The following is a 13819-nucleotide window of genomic DNA, read 5'->3' on the forward strand; positions in this document are numbered from 1 at the left end:
TGTGAGGTGTGCCACACCGTGCGTTTATCCGCGACACGGACCGGTTAGTACTTAGCAGTACTCAACGACCGTGGGCCGACCAGGCCCGAAAGGGGAGTTTCACCGATGAAGTTGACTCAGGTTCTTGCCAGCGCAGCCGTGTTCGGCGGCCTCACCGCCGGTGCGTTGGGTGTCGCCGGTTCTGCGGTCGCGCAGCCCGGCTGGACACCGCCGCCGGTTCCGCCCGCCGGGCCGAATACGGGAACCGCCCCGGCATGGGCCCCGCCCAAGCCCGTCGATCCCACCTGGGCCGCCGGCAACCCGCAGGTGTGGGACGAGGGCTGGCAGCACTGGGGTGTATGGCTGAATGGCGTCTTCGTTCCGACCTACTGATCGATGTGCAACGGCCGCCGCGGATCCACCGGGTCCGCGGCGGCCGTGTGTCATGAGTGACTCTGAGTGCCCATGAGCGCCGACGCCGAGCACTACATCGTCATCAAGGGCAGACGATGGCGGGCCACCGATCCCGCCATCCCCGAACAGCGCCGCGACGAGCTGACCCGCGTCTTGATGGCGTGGCGCCGGGAAGTGCGACGCACCCGCGGCACGCCAGAGGAAGCCGCATCGCGGGCGGGCGTGCAGGCGGCCAAAGTGGCTCTCGGGGAACGCGGTTCACCGCCATGGTGGGAGCAGTCCGACGACGAGCGCCGCGCCCGCTGGGAGACCCCGGTGCCGGCACCCGAATAGCGCGAACCGGCCGCAACGTGATTCGTTGCGGCCGGACGCGTTAATTGATCAGGCGCCGAGGGTGCGCTGGATGTCGGGCTTCATCGCGTTCAGCTGTGCCCCCCAATAACCCCAGCCGTGCGTTCCGTTGGCCGGGAAGTTGAACGTCGCGTTGCGTCCGCCGTCAGCCGTGTAGGCCTTCTGGAAGGCCCGGTTGCTGTCGCCGGTGATGCTCTCCAGCACCTGACCGGGGATGTCACCGCCGCCGCCGAGGTCACCCGGGCGTCCGTTGCCGGTGTAGATCCACAGCCGCGTGCCGTTGCCCACGAGCCGTCCCGCCTGCAGGGTCGGGTCGTTGCGCTGCCACGCCGGCCCGCCGCCGGGCCCCCACATCGCGGTGGCGTCAAAGCCGCCCGCGTCGCGCATCGCGAAGCCGACCAGCGTCGGCCAGATGCCCTGCGAGAGGTTGAGGAAGCCCGATAGTGATGCGGCGTAACTGAATTGGCCGGGGTGGTAGGCGGCGAGGATCAGCGCGGCACTGCCCGACATCGACAGGCCGACGACGGCGTTGCCGGTCGTGGAGATGCCCTTGTTGGCCGCGAGGTAGGCGGGCAGCTCCGAGGTCAGGAACGTCTCCCACTGGTAGTTGTACGTCTGCCCGTTGCCGACTGCGGGACCTTGCCAGTTGGTGTAGAAGCTGGACATGCCGCCGACGGGCATGACCACCGACAGACCGGACTGGTAGTAGTTCTCGAAGGCCGCGGTCTCGATGTCCCAGCCGCTGTTGTCGTCTCGGGCGCGCAGTCCGTCGAGCAGATAGACCGCCTTGGGCCCGCCGCCCTGGAACTTGACCGGGATGTCGCGACCCATCGCCGCCGAGGGCACCATCAGCGTCTCGACGGGTAGTCCGGGCCGGGAGTAGGCCGCGGCGGTCGCTGATCCGCCGGCGACGGCAACGAGCCCCGGCAGCAGCAGCGCCACCATCGCGCCGGCGATCAGCCGGCGTCTCAATGCGAGCAAGTACTTCATGGTTGTGTGTGCCGTCCTCTCCACCACGCGCCGTCACGGCGCGCGTCACGGGAACTGTCAACGGTCGGCCTGGAAGCCGTGGCGATGCTGTTGCTTCACACCGCGCCCGCGTGGACTAGTTCGTCACGTGACGTATCGGCGTTACCGGCCTGACGGTTTCGTCACAGATTGTGGTGAGCGGGCTGCTTGGGCTTGCGACCGAACTGCGGCACCCCCGCGAGCAAGCCGCGCTGCGGCACACCGAGGATCGGTTCCGCCGCCGCCCCGAGTTCGGCGAGCACGTCATTGGCCGCGAGCACGCCCGACATCGCGGAGCGTTCCATGAGCCCCGACAGATAGGGGGTGTCGACGTAGTCGCCGGCCACCCGCAGGCCCCGCGCGTCGGTGCGCACCGTGGGCCGGGTGCCCGCCGAGCCGGGCGGGAACGCCGGCGCGGTGGCTTCGAGTCGGTCGTGGGTGTGCAGAATCCGCGCCGCGGAGGTTTCTGGCCACAGGCTTTCCAATTCCTTGCGCAGCGCCGTCGCGGCGGTCGCGGCGTCCGGCAACCGGCACGAGTAGGAGTGCAGTTCCACGATCGACCCGCCGGTGGCGCGCGCCCACTGCACACTCGGCTCCTCGATGCGTGAGTAGACGGCGATCGAGTCGAGAGTCGGCTGTCCACTGACGGCGCAGAACGGCGCCCGGTCCACGGCCACGTCACGGTCGTACCAGATTCGACTGACAGCGAAAGGTGGTGCCACCGAGAGATTCTCGCAAGATTGCGCCAGCCGCGGGGCGGCCTGCGCGGCGCCGGGCGATCGACCGAGGACACCTTTGAGCGCCCCGGGATCGAGCGCCATGATCACGTGGCGGGTGTCGATCACTCCCGTCGTAGTGGCGATCCGCCAACCGTGGCCCTGCGGTTCGACGGAGACGCACCCGGTGCCCATCTGAACCTCCGCGCCGTGCTGCTGCAGATGACGTCGCAGGGGATCCCAGATCGCGGTGGCGTAATCGGTGGACGGGACGTCGAAGCCGATGCCCTCCGGGTTGCCCAAAAAGTAGTAGTGGAACATCGCGATCAGCTCGGCGGCCGACAGCTGGCCCTGATTGCAGAAGAAGGACCGCGCGAAGGCTTCGAACAGCATGCTGCGACTGCGCTCGGTCATCCCGAACCCGTCGAGGAATGCCGCGGCGTCGATGGCGTCGAATTCGGCATAGGTGCTCGCGCGGTCATAGGCCAGCAGCGCCCGGCCGGTGTCGGCGTCGGCCCGCAGCAGTTCCCGGCGCGTCAGACTCTTCGAGCGCACCGCCAGAGCCAGCAGGTTGAGCGGGGGAGCGGCGGGCAGCCCGGAGAGGTCTTCGGCGGGCCATTCGGCGGAGATCACCGGGTAGCTCTTCACCGGCGCGAGAAACGAGAGCGTCGGGTCGGCGCGCCGCAGAATCGCCCGCCAGGTGTAGTAGTGCCGGAAGAAGGCATGGAAGCCGTGCTCGATGATCTGGTCGGCACCGTCGGGCAGGCGCTCCGGCCACGCGCCCAGCCTGCCGCCCAGATGGCCTGCCGCCTCGAGCAGAGTCACCGCGACACCGCGCTCGGCGAGCACCACCGCGGCCGAGACGCCGGCGATTCCCCCGCCGACGACGACAGCCTCGCTGCCGGCGGGTACCTGCTTGGGCTGCAACGGATCCGGCACCACGAGACGGCGCGGCCGCATGCGCAACGGTGCGGCGCGACTGGTCAGGACATCACTCATCAGTGCGGCTCCTCGCCGTCGATCGGTCGGCACGGATATGGCCGAACACGCGGGCCGCGAACGGCAGCGCAACCACCCCCATCAGCAGCCCGCCGGTGATCGCCGAGCCGGGCAGACCGAAGAACACCGCGTGCGCCAGCACCGACGAGAAGTACACCCACAGGTAGAGCGCTGCGGCGGGACCGGAGTACGACGACTCCTCACGCGAGGGCAGCACCGCATGCAGGACCACCATCATCACGGTCGAAACAAGCAGCCAGCCAGCGTAATTCGTCGACGGAATCTCGGGTATCAGGGGCAGCGTGTGGGTGGCGTCGAACCACCTCCAGTGACCCGCCGCGACCATCTGCGGGTCGAGAAAGACATCCCAGGCAGTCAGCGCATACGCGGCGACGGCGACGACGGCCGGTCCCCGCCGGGCCAGGGTGCGCCCGACGATCAGCGCCGGCCAGGCCATCATCACCCACGCCATCGGCACGATCACCGGAACGCCGAGCACCTCGGGGCCCAGCGTGCCGGTGTAGGTGTAGTCCCCGAACGGAATCCCGGTCGAGACGCCGATCGCTTCGGCGACCAGACCGCCACCGCCCGCGACGGCTGCCAGGGTGAGCGCCCCGCGCGGCCCGTGGACGCGCCCCACGTCGGCCAGCGAGGCGAGGAAGAAGATCGCCACACTGCACACCGTCACCGGGGTGCGCCACGCCTCGGGCATCAACGGATAGACGATCTGCACGACGACGGCGGAGATCACCAGCGCCCACACCACCGGGCGCCAGCGCACCGCGGCAGTGTCGGCGCTGCGTACCGCAACCGCCACCGGCAGAACCTCCACCTCGAGAGTCTGTCTGGCCGTACGGCCCGTGCCGCCGGCGCTGCGCCATCGCCGAACTGCGTAGAGTTTGCAGGTGCCCGATGCGCGCCTTGTCGAAATCCTACGCGCCGCGACGGCGGTCGGATCGGCGCTCGCCTGCCTGGGCACCCTGCATGAGCTGGTGAATCTGCGTCTGCTGCGCCGGCCGGACGAGCGGCCGAACCCGGTGGTGGCGACCGTGTCGGTGCTGATTCCGGCCCGCGACGAGGCGCACCGGATCGCACCCACCATCTGCTCGGTGCTGGCGCAGCGCGGTCTGCCGGACGCCGAGATCCTGGTGCTCGACGACGGGTCGACCGACGGTACGGCCGACGTCGTCCGGCGTGCCGCCGGTGACGATCCCCGGGTGAAGGTCCTGACCGGGTCTGCGCTGCCGCGTGGCTTGCTGGGCAAGCCGCACGCGTGTGCGCAGCTGGCCGCCGCGGCGCGCGGCGACGTCCTGGTCTACGTCGACGCCGATGTGGTGCTCGCGCCGACCGCTGTCGCGGGTGCGGCGGCGATGCTGCTGGGACCCCAGGCCCCGGATCTCGTCAGCGTGTGGCCGCGTCAGGTCGCCGCGGGCGTGCTGGGACACCTCGTACAGCCGCTGCTGGCCTGGTCGTGGTTGACGACGGTGCCGTTGCGATTCGCCGAACGGTCGCGGCGGCCATCCATGGCGGTCGCCAACGGACAGTTCCTGGCGATGCGCGCCGAGGCGCTGGCCCGCGCGGGCGGCTGGGCCGCGGTGGCCGACGCAGTACTCGATGACATCGGGCTCGCGCGGGCGGTGCGGATCAGCGGGGGACGCACCGGCGTCGCCGACGGGTCCGGCGTCGCCACCTGTCAGATGTATGCCACCGGCCGCGAACTCAGCGCCGGCTACCGGAAGTCGCTGTGGGCCGCGTTCGGATCTCCCCTCGGCGCCGCGGCCGTCGGGGCTGCCCTGTGTCTGGTGTACGTCGTGCCGCCTGCGGCGGCCGTGACCGGTTCGCGGGTCGGAGCGCTCGGCTACGCAGCGGCCGTCGCGGGTCGGATCCCGGTACGCCGATGGTGTGGGCGCGGCGGCGCGGGGGATCTGCTCGACGCCGCCGGCCATCCGGCGTCGGTGGTGGCTCTGCTGGGGTTGCTGGGCTCGTCGTGGATGGGCCGACGGCGTGGGACCCTCCGGTGGAAGGGCCGGGTCGTATGAGCCGCGTGGTGGTGATCGGGGCCGGCCTGGGCGGATTGGCCGCCGCCGCCCGGCTCGCCGCGCTCGGTCATCAGGTCACCGTGTGTGAGGCCGCCTCGACCGTCGGCGGCAAGCTGGGGATATTCCAGCGCGACGGCTTCACCTTCGACACCGGACCGTCCCTGCTGACGATGCCAGGCCTGCTGAGCGAGCTGTTCGCCGCCACAGGCGGTCCGTCCGAGCTGCCCGTGGAGCGTGTGGACCCGGCGTGCGCCTACCGCTTCGCCGACGGCACCGAGTTGACGCTGCCTCACGACCCGACTGAGGTGGGGCCTGCGATCGACGAGGCGTTGGGCCTGGACGCGGGGGAGTCCTGGCGCCGTCTTCACGAGCGATCCCGGCGGCTGTGGGAGCTCGTGGGTGATCCCGTGCTGCGGCAACCGATTTCGCTGCCCGCACTGGTGCGGATGAGCGTGCGGCCGGCCGATCTGAAGGCGGTCGCTCCGTGGCGGACCATCGACGGGCTGGGTCGCGCCGCGTTCGCCGATCCCAGGTTGCGGATGTGGTTGAACCGCTACGCGACCTATTCCGGCTCGGATCCGAGGCGCACCCCGTCGGTCCTGGCGGTCACCTCGTTCGTCGAGCAGGAGTTCGGCGCCTGGTACGTCTCCAGGGGGCTGCGTCGGATCGTCGAGACGGTTGCCTGGCGCTGCGCCGAGCTCGGCGTCGAGATCCGGACCGACTGTCCGGTGGACGAGGTGATGACGGGCGGCGGCCGGGTGTACGGCGTGCGCTGCGGCGGCACGACGGTGACCGCTGATGTGGTGGTCAGCGACGCCGACGCCGGCGAGCTGTACGGCAGGCTGGTGCCTGCGCCGGCTCGGTTGACCAGGCGGTTGCGCAGAACCCCGCGCTCGATGGCCGGCTTCGTGATGATGCTCGGACTGTCCGGTCGAGAGCCGGGCGCGGCGCACCGCATCTTCTTTCCCCGCGACTACGGCGCCGAGTTCGATGCGATCTTCGGCCGGCGGCCGCATCCGGTCGCCGATCCGACGGTGTACGTGCACGCCCCTGACGACCCGGCGCTGCGGCCGGGCGACGATGCCGAGGGATGGTTCGTCCTGGTCAACGCTCCGGCCCACGATCCGGCGGGTGGTATCGACTGGGACGCCGACGGCCTGGCCGACACCTACGCCGAGCACGTCCTGGACGTCCTGGCCGAACGCGGTGTGGACGTCCGGCCCCGGCTGCGTTTCGTCGAGGTCATCACGCCGGCCGACCTGGAACGCCGCACCGGCGCTCCCGGCGGCGCGATCTACGGCACCGCTTCCCACGGTCCGCGGGCCGCGCTGCGCCGCCCTGCCAATCGCAGCCCGATCCCCGGCCTGTTCCTGGTCGGGGGGTCGGCTCACCCCGGCGGCGGCATCCCCCTGGTGTTGATGTCGGCCGAGATCGTGGCGGGTCTCATCGGTCCGGCGGGAACGTCGCAGGCATCGACCGGCGAATCCCGTGGAGCAGCTGGGCCATCCCGACCACGCCGACCGCGGTCCACGCGATCGTGAACACTGCTGCCCACTGCCAGCCCGGCCCCGGCGTCCCACCGGGCAACACCGCCACCGCGCCCGCCGCCATCGCGACCACGATGAGGCGGGTCGGGCGCTCGGCGACGGTGACTGCGCCGACACCCGGCATCCCGATCGCCTGGGCACGGGCCCGCACGTACTCGAGCAGGAGCACCGACGTCACCGCGGCGAGCACCCAGCCCAGCGGAGCGCCCAGCCCGTACAGCACAGCGCCGAGCAGCAGATCACCGATGCGGTCGGCCACCGAGTCGACGAGCGCGCCCATCGGGCGGGCCCGGCCGGTGCCCAGCGCGACGGCGCCGTCGAGTCCGTCCAGCACTCCGGCGATCAGCACCAGGGGAACGACCACACCCGGCCACCCCAGCACGACGACAACGGCCCAGGCCGCGGCCAGGGCGAGCACGCCGGCCAGCGACAGCACGTCCGGCGGAACGCGGGAGACAGGCCCGGCGGACAGCGCACGCATGATGCGCAACCAGCCGCGCACCACGGGTGACGGCTGCACACCGCCATGCAGATGCGACCACCCCGCGTCGTCGCCGCCGGGTCTGGCGGGTATGTCAGGGCACATGGTGTCAGCCTGCCAGCGCAGCCCGCGACCGGAGGAGGACATGCCGTGAGTCGATTGCGGCAGTTCGCCGCAGGCGTTCGAACGACGTTTCCGGGCAGCGATCTCGCGTTGTGGGCGGCCGGCGCCACGTACTTCGGGGTCATCGGTCTGGTGCCGCTGGCGCTCGCGGCGCTGTGGGCCGTCGGCGCGCTGGCGGGCCATGACACGGTCACCACGGCCATGACGGCGGCGATCGACGGGCTGCCGGGCGGGCATGGCACGCCGGAGGCGCTGCGCACCCTGACCCGGGTGGCGCTGTCCATGTCATGGGTCCAGGCGCTGGTCGTGCTGTTCCCCGCGAGTCTGTACGGGGAGGGGCTGCGCCGCGCGTTCGTGCAGATGTCGGCGGAGCCGGATTCGCTGACGGGGTGGCGGGGGCGGGCCGGCCTGCTGGGTGTGGCGGCGGTGGCGCCGTTCCTGGTCCTGGCCGTGCTGCTGTCGGCTCCCTATATCGCCCCGCTGTACACAGCGGGTGGGTGGTCGCTGGTGTGGGGAGTGGTCGTGGCCTTCCACATCGTGTGGGTCACCGTGTCGACGGCGTTGCTCGGAGTGTTCGGGCTCATCGGGCCCGGCCGTATCGGCTGGCGTGCGTTGGCGATCGGCGCGTTCGCCACCGGGTCGATCCTGTCGGGCTTCCTGCAGGGCTTCGTGTTGTTCCTCGCGATCCCGATCCCGTGGTCCGCGCCGTTCGGCGGCCTGCCCATCGTGGGCGCGGTGACCGCGCTGGCGCTGTGGCTCTACATCATGCACATCCTGGTGCTGTGCGGGTTCCGGGCCACGGTCGTGCTCGACCAGATGAACTAGTCGTCTCAGCGGGACAGCTGACGCTGGGTGCGATGTGTTCAGGACCTTCGATGACGGTTGGGGCGCGCGCTGCGGGGTCGGCCGTTGCCGCCGCAGCTGACACCGGATTCGAGGCAGGTGTGCTCGACGAGGAATCGAGAGACGCCGTGCTTGGTGCAGAAGATCGGCACCGCGCACGGCAGCAGTGAAACCAACATGATTCTCCGAACCGTCAACGATGTCTTCAGAGGTGACGTCGAGCGACATCAAGATTTGTCGGTGGTCGAATGTATGTTCGAAGTATGGTTGGCGTGCGGGAGGCGGTGGCGGTCCTACGGGCCGCGGTCGACGGCGTGCTCGCGTGCAATCTGGACCTGTCGACGGCTGCGGAGCTCACGGAGTTGCTCGACGAGCTGGAATCCGCCGGGTGCCGGTTGCCGGCCGCCCAGCACCGGGCGTTGGCACGGCTGCAGGCCGAGACGACCCCGCAGCAGATGGGCGCCAAGAACTGGAAAGACGTCCTCGCTGTGCGTTACCGGATCAGCGGTCCGGAAGCGAACCGTCGGTTGACCGAGGCCGCGCTGCTCGGTCCGCGGGTGTCGCTGACCGGAGAGCCGTTGCCGCCGGTGCTGCCCGCCGCCGCCGCCGCACAGGAGCAGGGACAGATCACCCCGGAGCATGTGGAGATCATCCGTAAAGCCGTCGACAAGCTGCCCGGCTTCGTCGACACGATCACCGCCGAGCAGTTCGAGGCCGATGTCGTGCGCATCGCGGCCGGTGCCGGCCCAAAAGCCACCCAGGATGCCGCCGATCTGGAGCTGTTCCTTCTCGATCAGGACGGCCCCGAACCCGACGATGCGGAACGTGTCCGCAAGCGGGGTTTGAAGAAGTCTCGGCAGTGTCGGGACGGGATGACGGCGTGGTGGGCGGATCTGACCCCGGAAGCGGCCGCGGTGTGGGAGGCGATCTTCGCCAAGTACGCCGCCCCCGGGATGTGCAACCCCGACGACCCCGAACCGTGTGTCTCCGGCACACCGACGCAGGCGCAGATCGACAACGATCACCGCAGCCTCGCCCAACGCCAACACGACGCGCTGCTCGCGGTGGGGCGGATCGCCCTGATGAGCGGGGAGTTAGGTCAGCTCAACGGGCTACCGGTCACGGTGATCGTGCGCACCACCCTGCAAGACCTCGAATCCCGCGCCGGAATCGGCACCACCGGTGGCGGCACCCGGCTGCCCATCCGCGACGTGATCCGGATGGGCGCGCACGCCTCCCACTACCTGGCCGTCTTCGACCGGGCCACCGGGGCGGCACTCGACCTGTTCCGAACCCGACGCACTGCCTCGCCAGCCCAGAGAATCATGTTGATTGCGCGCGACGGTGGCTGCACCAAACCGGGCTGCCGAGTCGGCGCCTACGGCTGCCAGGTCCACCACGTCACACAGGATTGGGCCGCGGGCGGGCTGACCAACATCGATCACCTCGGCCTGGCCTGTCCACCCGACAACCGATCCGTCGCACCCGGCGGCTGGACCACCGCGATGAACACCCGCCACGACGTCGAATGGACCCCACCACCCGACCTCGACACCGGACAGTCGAAGGTCAACACCCACCACACCCCCGAACGCCTCCTCCGCCCACCCGAACAGGAGGAAGTATCGGGAAAAGCCGTCGACCCCGCAGAACCCGGCGGACCCGCACCACCCGACAACCAAGTTGCCTGAGGGCCGCTAGTTGAGGACGCGCTCGTTGCTCGGCAGTGGGGGCAGCAGCGCGGGCCTGACGAGGTGACCGCGCAGCTGTCGATTGGACTCCCGGAAGAGATGGGTCAGCGCGGCGACGTTGCCCGCGACGTCGTCGCGCGCGGTCAGGTACGTCCAGCGGTGCCGCTCGGGAAGCTCGAAGAACTGTTCGAAGAATGCGGGCACGTCGGCGGGCGGCATCCGAAGCAGTGCTTCCAGCCCGACGCGGCGCAGATGGTGGACGATCCGGGCGCTGCGCGGCCACACGGTGTCGCGGGCGGCGGCGATCGCGCGATCGGTTCCGCGTGGCAAGTGGGTCGCGACCGCCGAGGCCACCTGCGGCGCGAGGCGCAGCGCCGCGGCGAGGCTGAAGCCGGTCGCCGGGTGGATCAGCGGCGCGGCGGCACCGAACCCCAGGACACCGGGAGCGCGGTGTCGCGGATGGTCCACGGTGAATGCCACCCGCTCCACGGGCGCGTCGGCGGGCGGGGCGATGCCGTAGCGGGCCAGGCGGGCGCTGAGGCGGCGATGAAGGACGGGCAGCGGCAGGCCCGGCCGCCGGGCCAGCGACGTCTCCTCGACCAGCACGCGGCCGCCGCCCAGGGGGATCACGTACAGAAACGTCGGCCAGCCGTCTTCGCCGTGTTCCTGGCGCCAGTCCATGAACAAAGCTTCACCCGGGGCGATCAGCGGCGCCGCGGTCTGTTCGTCGAGGAACATCCCGTAGGCGGTCTGGGCGGCGCGTTCCCGTCCTCTGCGCCGCGTGTTCAGCGGTCGGGCCTGGCCGCCGGCGTCGACGACGACCGAAGCCCGGATCTCCGTGCCGTCGGCGAGCGCCACGACGCCGGGCTGCGGGGACCCGACAACGCGACCCGACTGCACGCGCACTCCGGTCAGGCCGCCTACGAGATGGGACTGCAGGGCGGGGACGTCGAGGACGGCGTACTCCCAGCCCAGGAGCCGGTCGGTCAGCGCGACCACCCTGCCCGCCGCGCGTGCGGCGACGACCTCGGCCGGCAGCTCGGGCGGCAATTCGGGGGCCCACATGCCGTAGGTCGCCTTCCAGGGCCGCTCAGGTGCCACGTCGACCAGGCCCGTGGTCAGGCCGAGGCGTTGACACGCCCCGGCCAGTGCCACTCCCGCCGGGCCGGCCCCGACCACGCACACGTCCATTGGTCCCATCGTGCCGGTCCGGCCACCGCGCTGTCAGCCGCAACGGGTGACGCGTCGGCGAGATTTCCCCGGTGACGATGAGTTCAGCCCGCCGTGTGAGTCACTATGGCGACTGCCCGCACTCTGATCGGAGGAGCCGTGCCCCGAACTCATCTGTCGATGTCGATCTCCGCTGACGGCTTCGTCGCCGGCCCGCACCAGGGCCGGGACCATCCACTCGGGATCGGTGGTGAACGGTTGCACGGATGGCACCTCGGACCGGAGAAGGATTACCCGGCCAATCGGCAGGTGGTGTCCGACATGATGGACGGAATGGGCGCAGTGATCATGGGCCGCAACATGTTCGGCCCGATTCGCGGCCCCTGGGACGATTCCGGATGGCGGGGGTGGTGGGGAGATGAGCCGCCATATCACTGTCCGGTGTACGTGCTGACGCATCATGCACACGACCCAATCGAGATGGGTGGTGGCACCACGTTCCATTTCGTAACCGAGGGGATCGAGGCGGCATACGCGCAGGCCGAGGCGGCCGCGGGCGATCGGGCCATCTCGATCGCGGGCGGTGCGTCGTGCGCTCGGCAGGCCATCAGCGCCGGTCTGGTGGACGAAATCGACCTGCAACTGAACCCGGTCCTGCTCGGCTCCGGGGAGCGACTGTTCGACGGCTTCCCGCTCGGCACTCCCGACCTGCGGCTCGAGCGGGTGCTCGAGGCGCCGGGAGTGGTCCACCTCCGATTCGGAGTCACCCGACGCTGAAGACACCCAGCAGCGACTCGACGGGGTCGGCGACCGGCATCCACGCCGCCACCGCGGCGGCCACGAAGGCAGCGGTCACCGTCGCCCCGGCGACCCCGGCACCGCGCGGGAGTCGGCGCGCGGCGTACCCGGTGCATACTGCACAGCCGATCGCCATCACGGTGACCGTGAGCGCGAGTGCTGTGAGATACGTGCGCTGACTGTCCATCATCACCACGAGCGCCGGCTTACCGGCAAAAGCGCTGTCGGCGTGGGCAAGTCCGTCGTGGATCTGACTCATGGCCATCCGGAGATCGCCGGGAGGCGGATCGGAGGGCAGCAGCGGCAACAGCGCAGACAGGGGTGCCGCGGTCGCCTGGATGTTGGCGGCCACCGCGACGAGTCCGCCCAGTATCAGCAGGCTTGCCGCCACAGCGGCCGCGCCGCCGCCCCAGCGTCGCGCGCAGGACGCCCCGGCCACGAGAGACTGCCTCCACAACGCCGCGGACAGCGCGAGCATCGTCGCGGTGAACAGCAGAGAGATCAGTACTTTGAGGGCGTGCCACCGTCGCCAGAGGTCGATCAGATCGGCGAGCCCGGGCGTCACACCGGATGCCTGTGCATTCCAGAACGCGGTGAGTTCGATGGCGAACGCGCGGGTGAGGGGCGCGTTGTCGCTCACCGTGGCCAGTCCGCCACCGACCAGCAGCGCCGGCACGACAGCAAACGCCGCAAGGAGGATCAGTGCGAGACCGCCCAGGATCACGATGCGGCGCACGCACTCTCCCTTCCCGGTCGTCGTAGCATGCCTACCATGGCGATCAGGCTCGAAAACGTCGGCATTGCGGTGTCCGATCTCGATGCGGCCATCGCGTTCTTCACCGACCTGGGTCTGTCGCTCATCGGTCGCGACACCGTCAGCGGCGAGTGGGCGGATACAGCGGTCGGTCTCGACGGCAACCACGCGATGATCGCAATGCTGCAGACACCCGACGGGCACGGCCGGCTCGAACTGTTCGAGTACATCCACCCGACCGCGATCGCGACAGAGCCGACGCTGCCCCACGAGATCGGCATGCACCGCGTGGCATTCTCCGTCGACGATCTCGACGAGGCGCTCGCCATCGCGGCGCGGCACGGGTGCCATCCCCTCCGCGGTGTGGCGACCTATCAGGACGTCTACAAACTGACCTATGTCCGAGGCCCCAGCGGCATCCTCGTGATGCTCGCCCAGGAACTCACCGGCGGGTGACCGCGGCCGCGATCGCGACCAGTCTGTCGACGACCTCCTCGGGAGGACACACCGTGACGATCTCGTGCGTCGCCGCCTGCCGCAGAAGCGGTTCCACCTCGGCGATATCACGCGCGATCTGTCGACGCTCGGACTCGTTCTTGCCGAAGGGATTGTCGGTTCGGGTCGCGATGCGCTCGAAGGTGATCGCGCTGGGCGCGCTCAGTAAGACGACGGCATCGAAGCGCTCGTAGAACACACCCTGGTTGGCCACTGTGCCCGCCACGAAAAGTGCTGTTGTACGCGGCCTTTCGAGCAGCGCATCGATGGGTGGCTCACGCCACAACGGTTCGCCGTCGACGAGTTCGATCCACGGTCCGTCGTCGGTGTCGACGGTGGCGAAGCCGCGCAGCGCCAGGCCGTTCAGTGCCGTGGTCTTGCCGGCGCCCGACATTCCGGTGATCAGCACCG

The 13819-nt window shown here is 70.1% G+C and carries 15 protein-coding genes; 8 read left to right on the plus strand and 7 right to left on the minus strand.

The window, feature by feature from the left end:
- The first annotated feature begins 105 nt into the window (after window positions 1-105).
- Complete coding sequence (locus ACZY1G_RS18475; protein ID WP_463816166.1) at window positions 106-372, plus strand: hypothetical protein; 267 nt, start codon at window positions 106-108, stop codon at window positions 370-372.
- A gap of 72 nt (window positions 373-444) precedes the next feature.
- Entirely contained in the window at window positions 445-726 is a 282-nt protein-coding gene (locus ACZY1G_RS18480; RefSeq protein ID WP_463816167.1) for a hypothetical protein, read from the plus strand.
- Window positions 727-774: 48 nt separating this feature from the next.
- On the opposite strand, the gene ACZY1G_RS18485 is transcribed toward ACZY1G_RS18480, so the two are convergent.
- From ACZY1G_RS18485 to ACZY1G_RS18495, 3 genes are all read right to left on the minus strand, one after another.
- Window positions 775-1734, minus strand: coding sequence for an esterase family protein (locus ACZY1G_RS18485; RefSeq protein WP_463823240.1), 960 nt, complete (start codon window positions 1732-1734; stop codon window positions 775-777).
- A gap of 161 nt (window positions 1735-1895) precedes the next feature.
- Complete coding sequence (locus ACZY1G_RS18490) at window positions 1896-3467, minus strand: FAD-dependent oxidoreductase (RefSeq protein WP_463823241.1); 1572 nt, start codon at window positions 3465-3467, stop codon at window positions 1896-1898.
- Window positions 3460-4299, minus strand: a complete 840-nt coding sequence (locus ACZY1G_RS18495; RefSeq protein WP_463816171.1) for a carotenoid biosynthesis protein — start codon at window positions 4297-4299, stop codon at window positions 3460-3462. Before ACZY1G_RS18495 ends, ACZY1G_RS18490 begins: the two co-directional genes overlap by 8 nt.
- A 73-nt stretch (window positions 4300-4372) precedes the next feature.
- Here ACZY1G_RS18495 and ACZY1G_RS18500 point away from each other — a divergent pair, with 73 nt between their 5' ends.
- Window positions 4373-5506 (plus strand): glycosyltransferase family 2 protein, encoded by a 1134-nt coding sequence (locus ACZY1G_RS18500; RefSeq protein ID WP_463823242.1) that lies wholly within the window; start codon window positions 4373-4375, stop codon window positions 5504-5506.
- Window positions 5503-7047: a phytoene desaturase family protein gene (locus ACZY1G_RS18505; RefSeq protein ID WP_463823243.1), complete on the plus strand. Its 1545-nt coding sequence runs from the start codon at window positions 5503-5505 to the stop codon at window positions 7045-7047. Before ACZY1G_RS18500 ends, ACZY1G_RS18505 begins: the two co-directional genes overlap by 4 nt.
- Here ACZY1G_RS18505 and ACZY1G_RS18510 read toward each other — a convergent pair.
- Window positions 6950-7681: a CDP-alcohol phosphatidyltransferase family protein gene (locus ACZY1G_RS18510; protein WP_463823244.1), complete on the minus strand. Its 732-nt coding sequence runs from the start codon at window positions 7679-7681 to the stop codon at window positions 6950-6952. The genes ACZY1G_RS18505 and ACZY1G_RS18510 overlap by 98 nt on opposite strands.
- A gap of 3 nt (window positions 7682-7684) precedes the next feature.
- Between ACZY1G_RS18510 and ACZY1G_RS18515 the strand changes: the two genes are divergently transcribed.
- Window positions 7685-8482: a YhjD/YihY/BrkB family envelope integrity protein gene (locus tag ACZY1G_RS18515; protein ID WP_463816177.1), complete on the plus strand. Its 798-nt coding sequence runs from the start codon at window positions 7685-7687 to the stop codon at window positions 8480-8482.
- 266 nt (window positions 8483-8748) lie between these two features.
- Window positions 8749-10191: an HNH endonuclease signature motif containing protein gene (locus ACZY1G_RS18520; protein WP_463823245.1), complete on the plus strand. Its 1443-nt coding sequence runs from the start codon at window positions 8749-8751 to the stop codon at window positions 10189-10191.
- A 6-nt stretch (window positions 10192-10197) separates the two neighbouring features.
- On the opposite strand, the gene ACZY1G_RS18525 is transcribed toward ACZY1G_RS18520, so the two are convergent.
- Window positions 10198-11391 carry a lycopene cyclase family protein gene (locus ACZY1G_RS18525; RefSeq protein WP_463823246.1) on the minus strand — a complete coding sequence of 398 codons (1194 nt, stop codon included), beginning with the start codon at window positions 11389-11391 and terminating at the stop codon, window positions 10198-10200.
- A gap of 129 nt (window positions 11392-11520) precedes the next feature.
- Between ACZY1G_RS18525 and ACZY1G_RS18530 the strand changes: the two genes are divergently transcribed.
- The gene (locus tag ACZY1G_RS18530; RefSeq protein WP_463816180.1) at window positions 11521-12138 is read left to right on the plus strand and encodes a dihydrofolate reductase family protein; all 618 of its coding nucleotides are present in this window, start codon (window positions 11521-11523) and stop codon (window positions 12136-12138) included.
- Here ACZY1G_RS18530 and ACZY1G_RS18535 read toward each other — a convergent pair.
- On the minus strand, window positions 12125-12895 hold the full coding sequence (locus ACZY1G_RS18535; RefSeq protein ID WP_463816181.1) for a hypothetical protein: 771 nt from the start codon (window positions 12893-12895) through the stop codon (window positions 12125-12127). The two genes, ACZY1G_RS18530 and ACZY1G_RS18535, sit on opposite strands and share 14 nt — an antisense overlap.
- 36 nt (window positions 12896-12931) lie before the next feature.
- Between ACZY1G_RS18535 and ACZY1G_RS18540 the strand changes: the two genes are divergently transcribed.
- Window positions 12932-13369 carry a VOC family protein gene (locus ACZY1G_RS18540; protein ID WP_463823247.1) on the plus strand — a complete coding sequence of 146 codons (438 nt, stop codon included), beginning with the start codon at window positions 12932-12934 and terminating at the stop codon, window positions 13367-13369.
- Here the strand turns inward: ACZY1G_RS18540 and ACZY1G_RS18545 are convergent.
- A complete protein-coding gene (locus tag ACZY1G_RS18545; RefSeq protein ID WP_463823413.1) occupies window positions 13356-13802 on the minus strand; it encodes a nucleoside/nucleotide kinase family protein in 447 nt (148 codons plus the stop codon). The genes ACZY1G_RS18540 and ACZY1G_RS18545 overlap by 14 nt on opposite strands.
- Window positions 13803-13819 lie beyond the last annotated feature (17 nt).

Source organism: Mycobacterium sp. IDUB_5, from assembly GCF_055419565.1.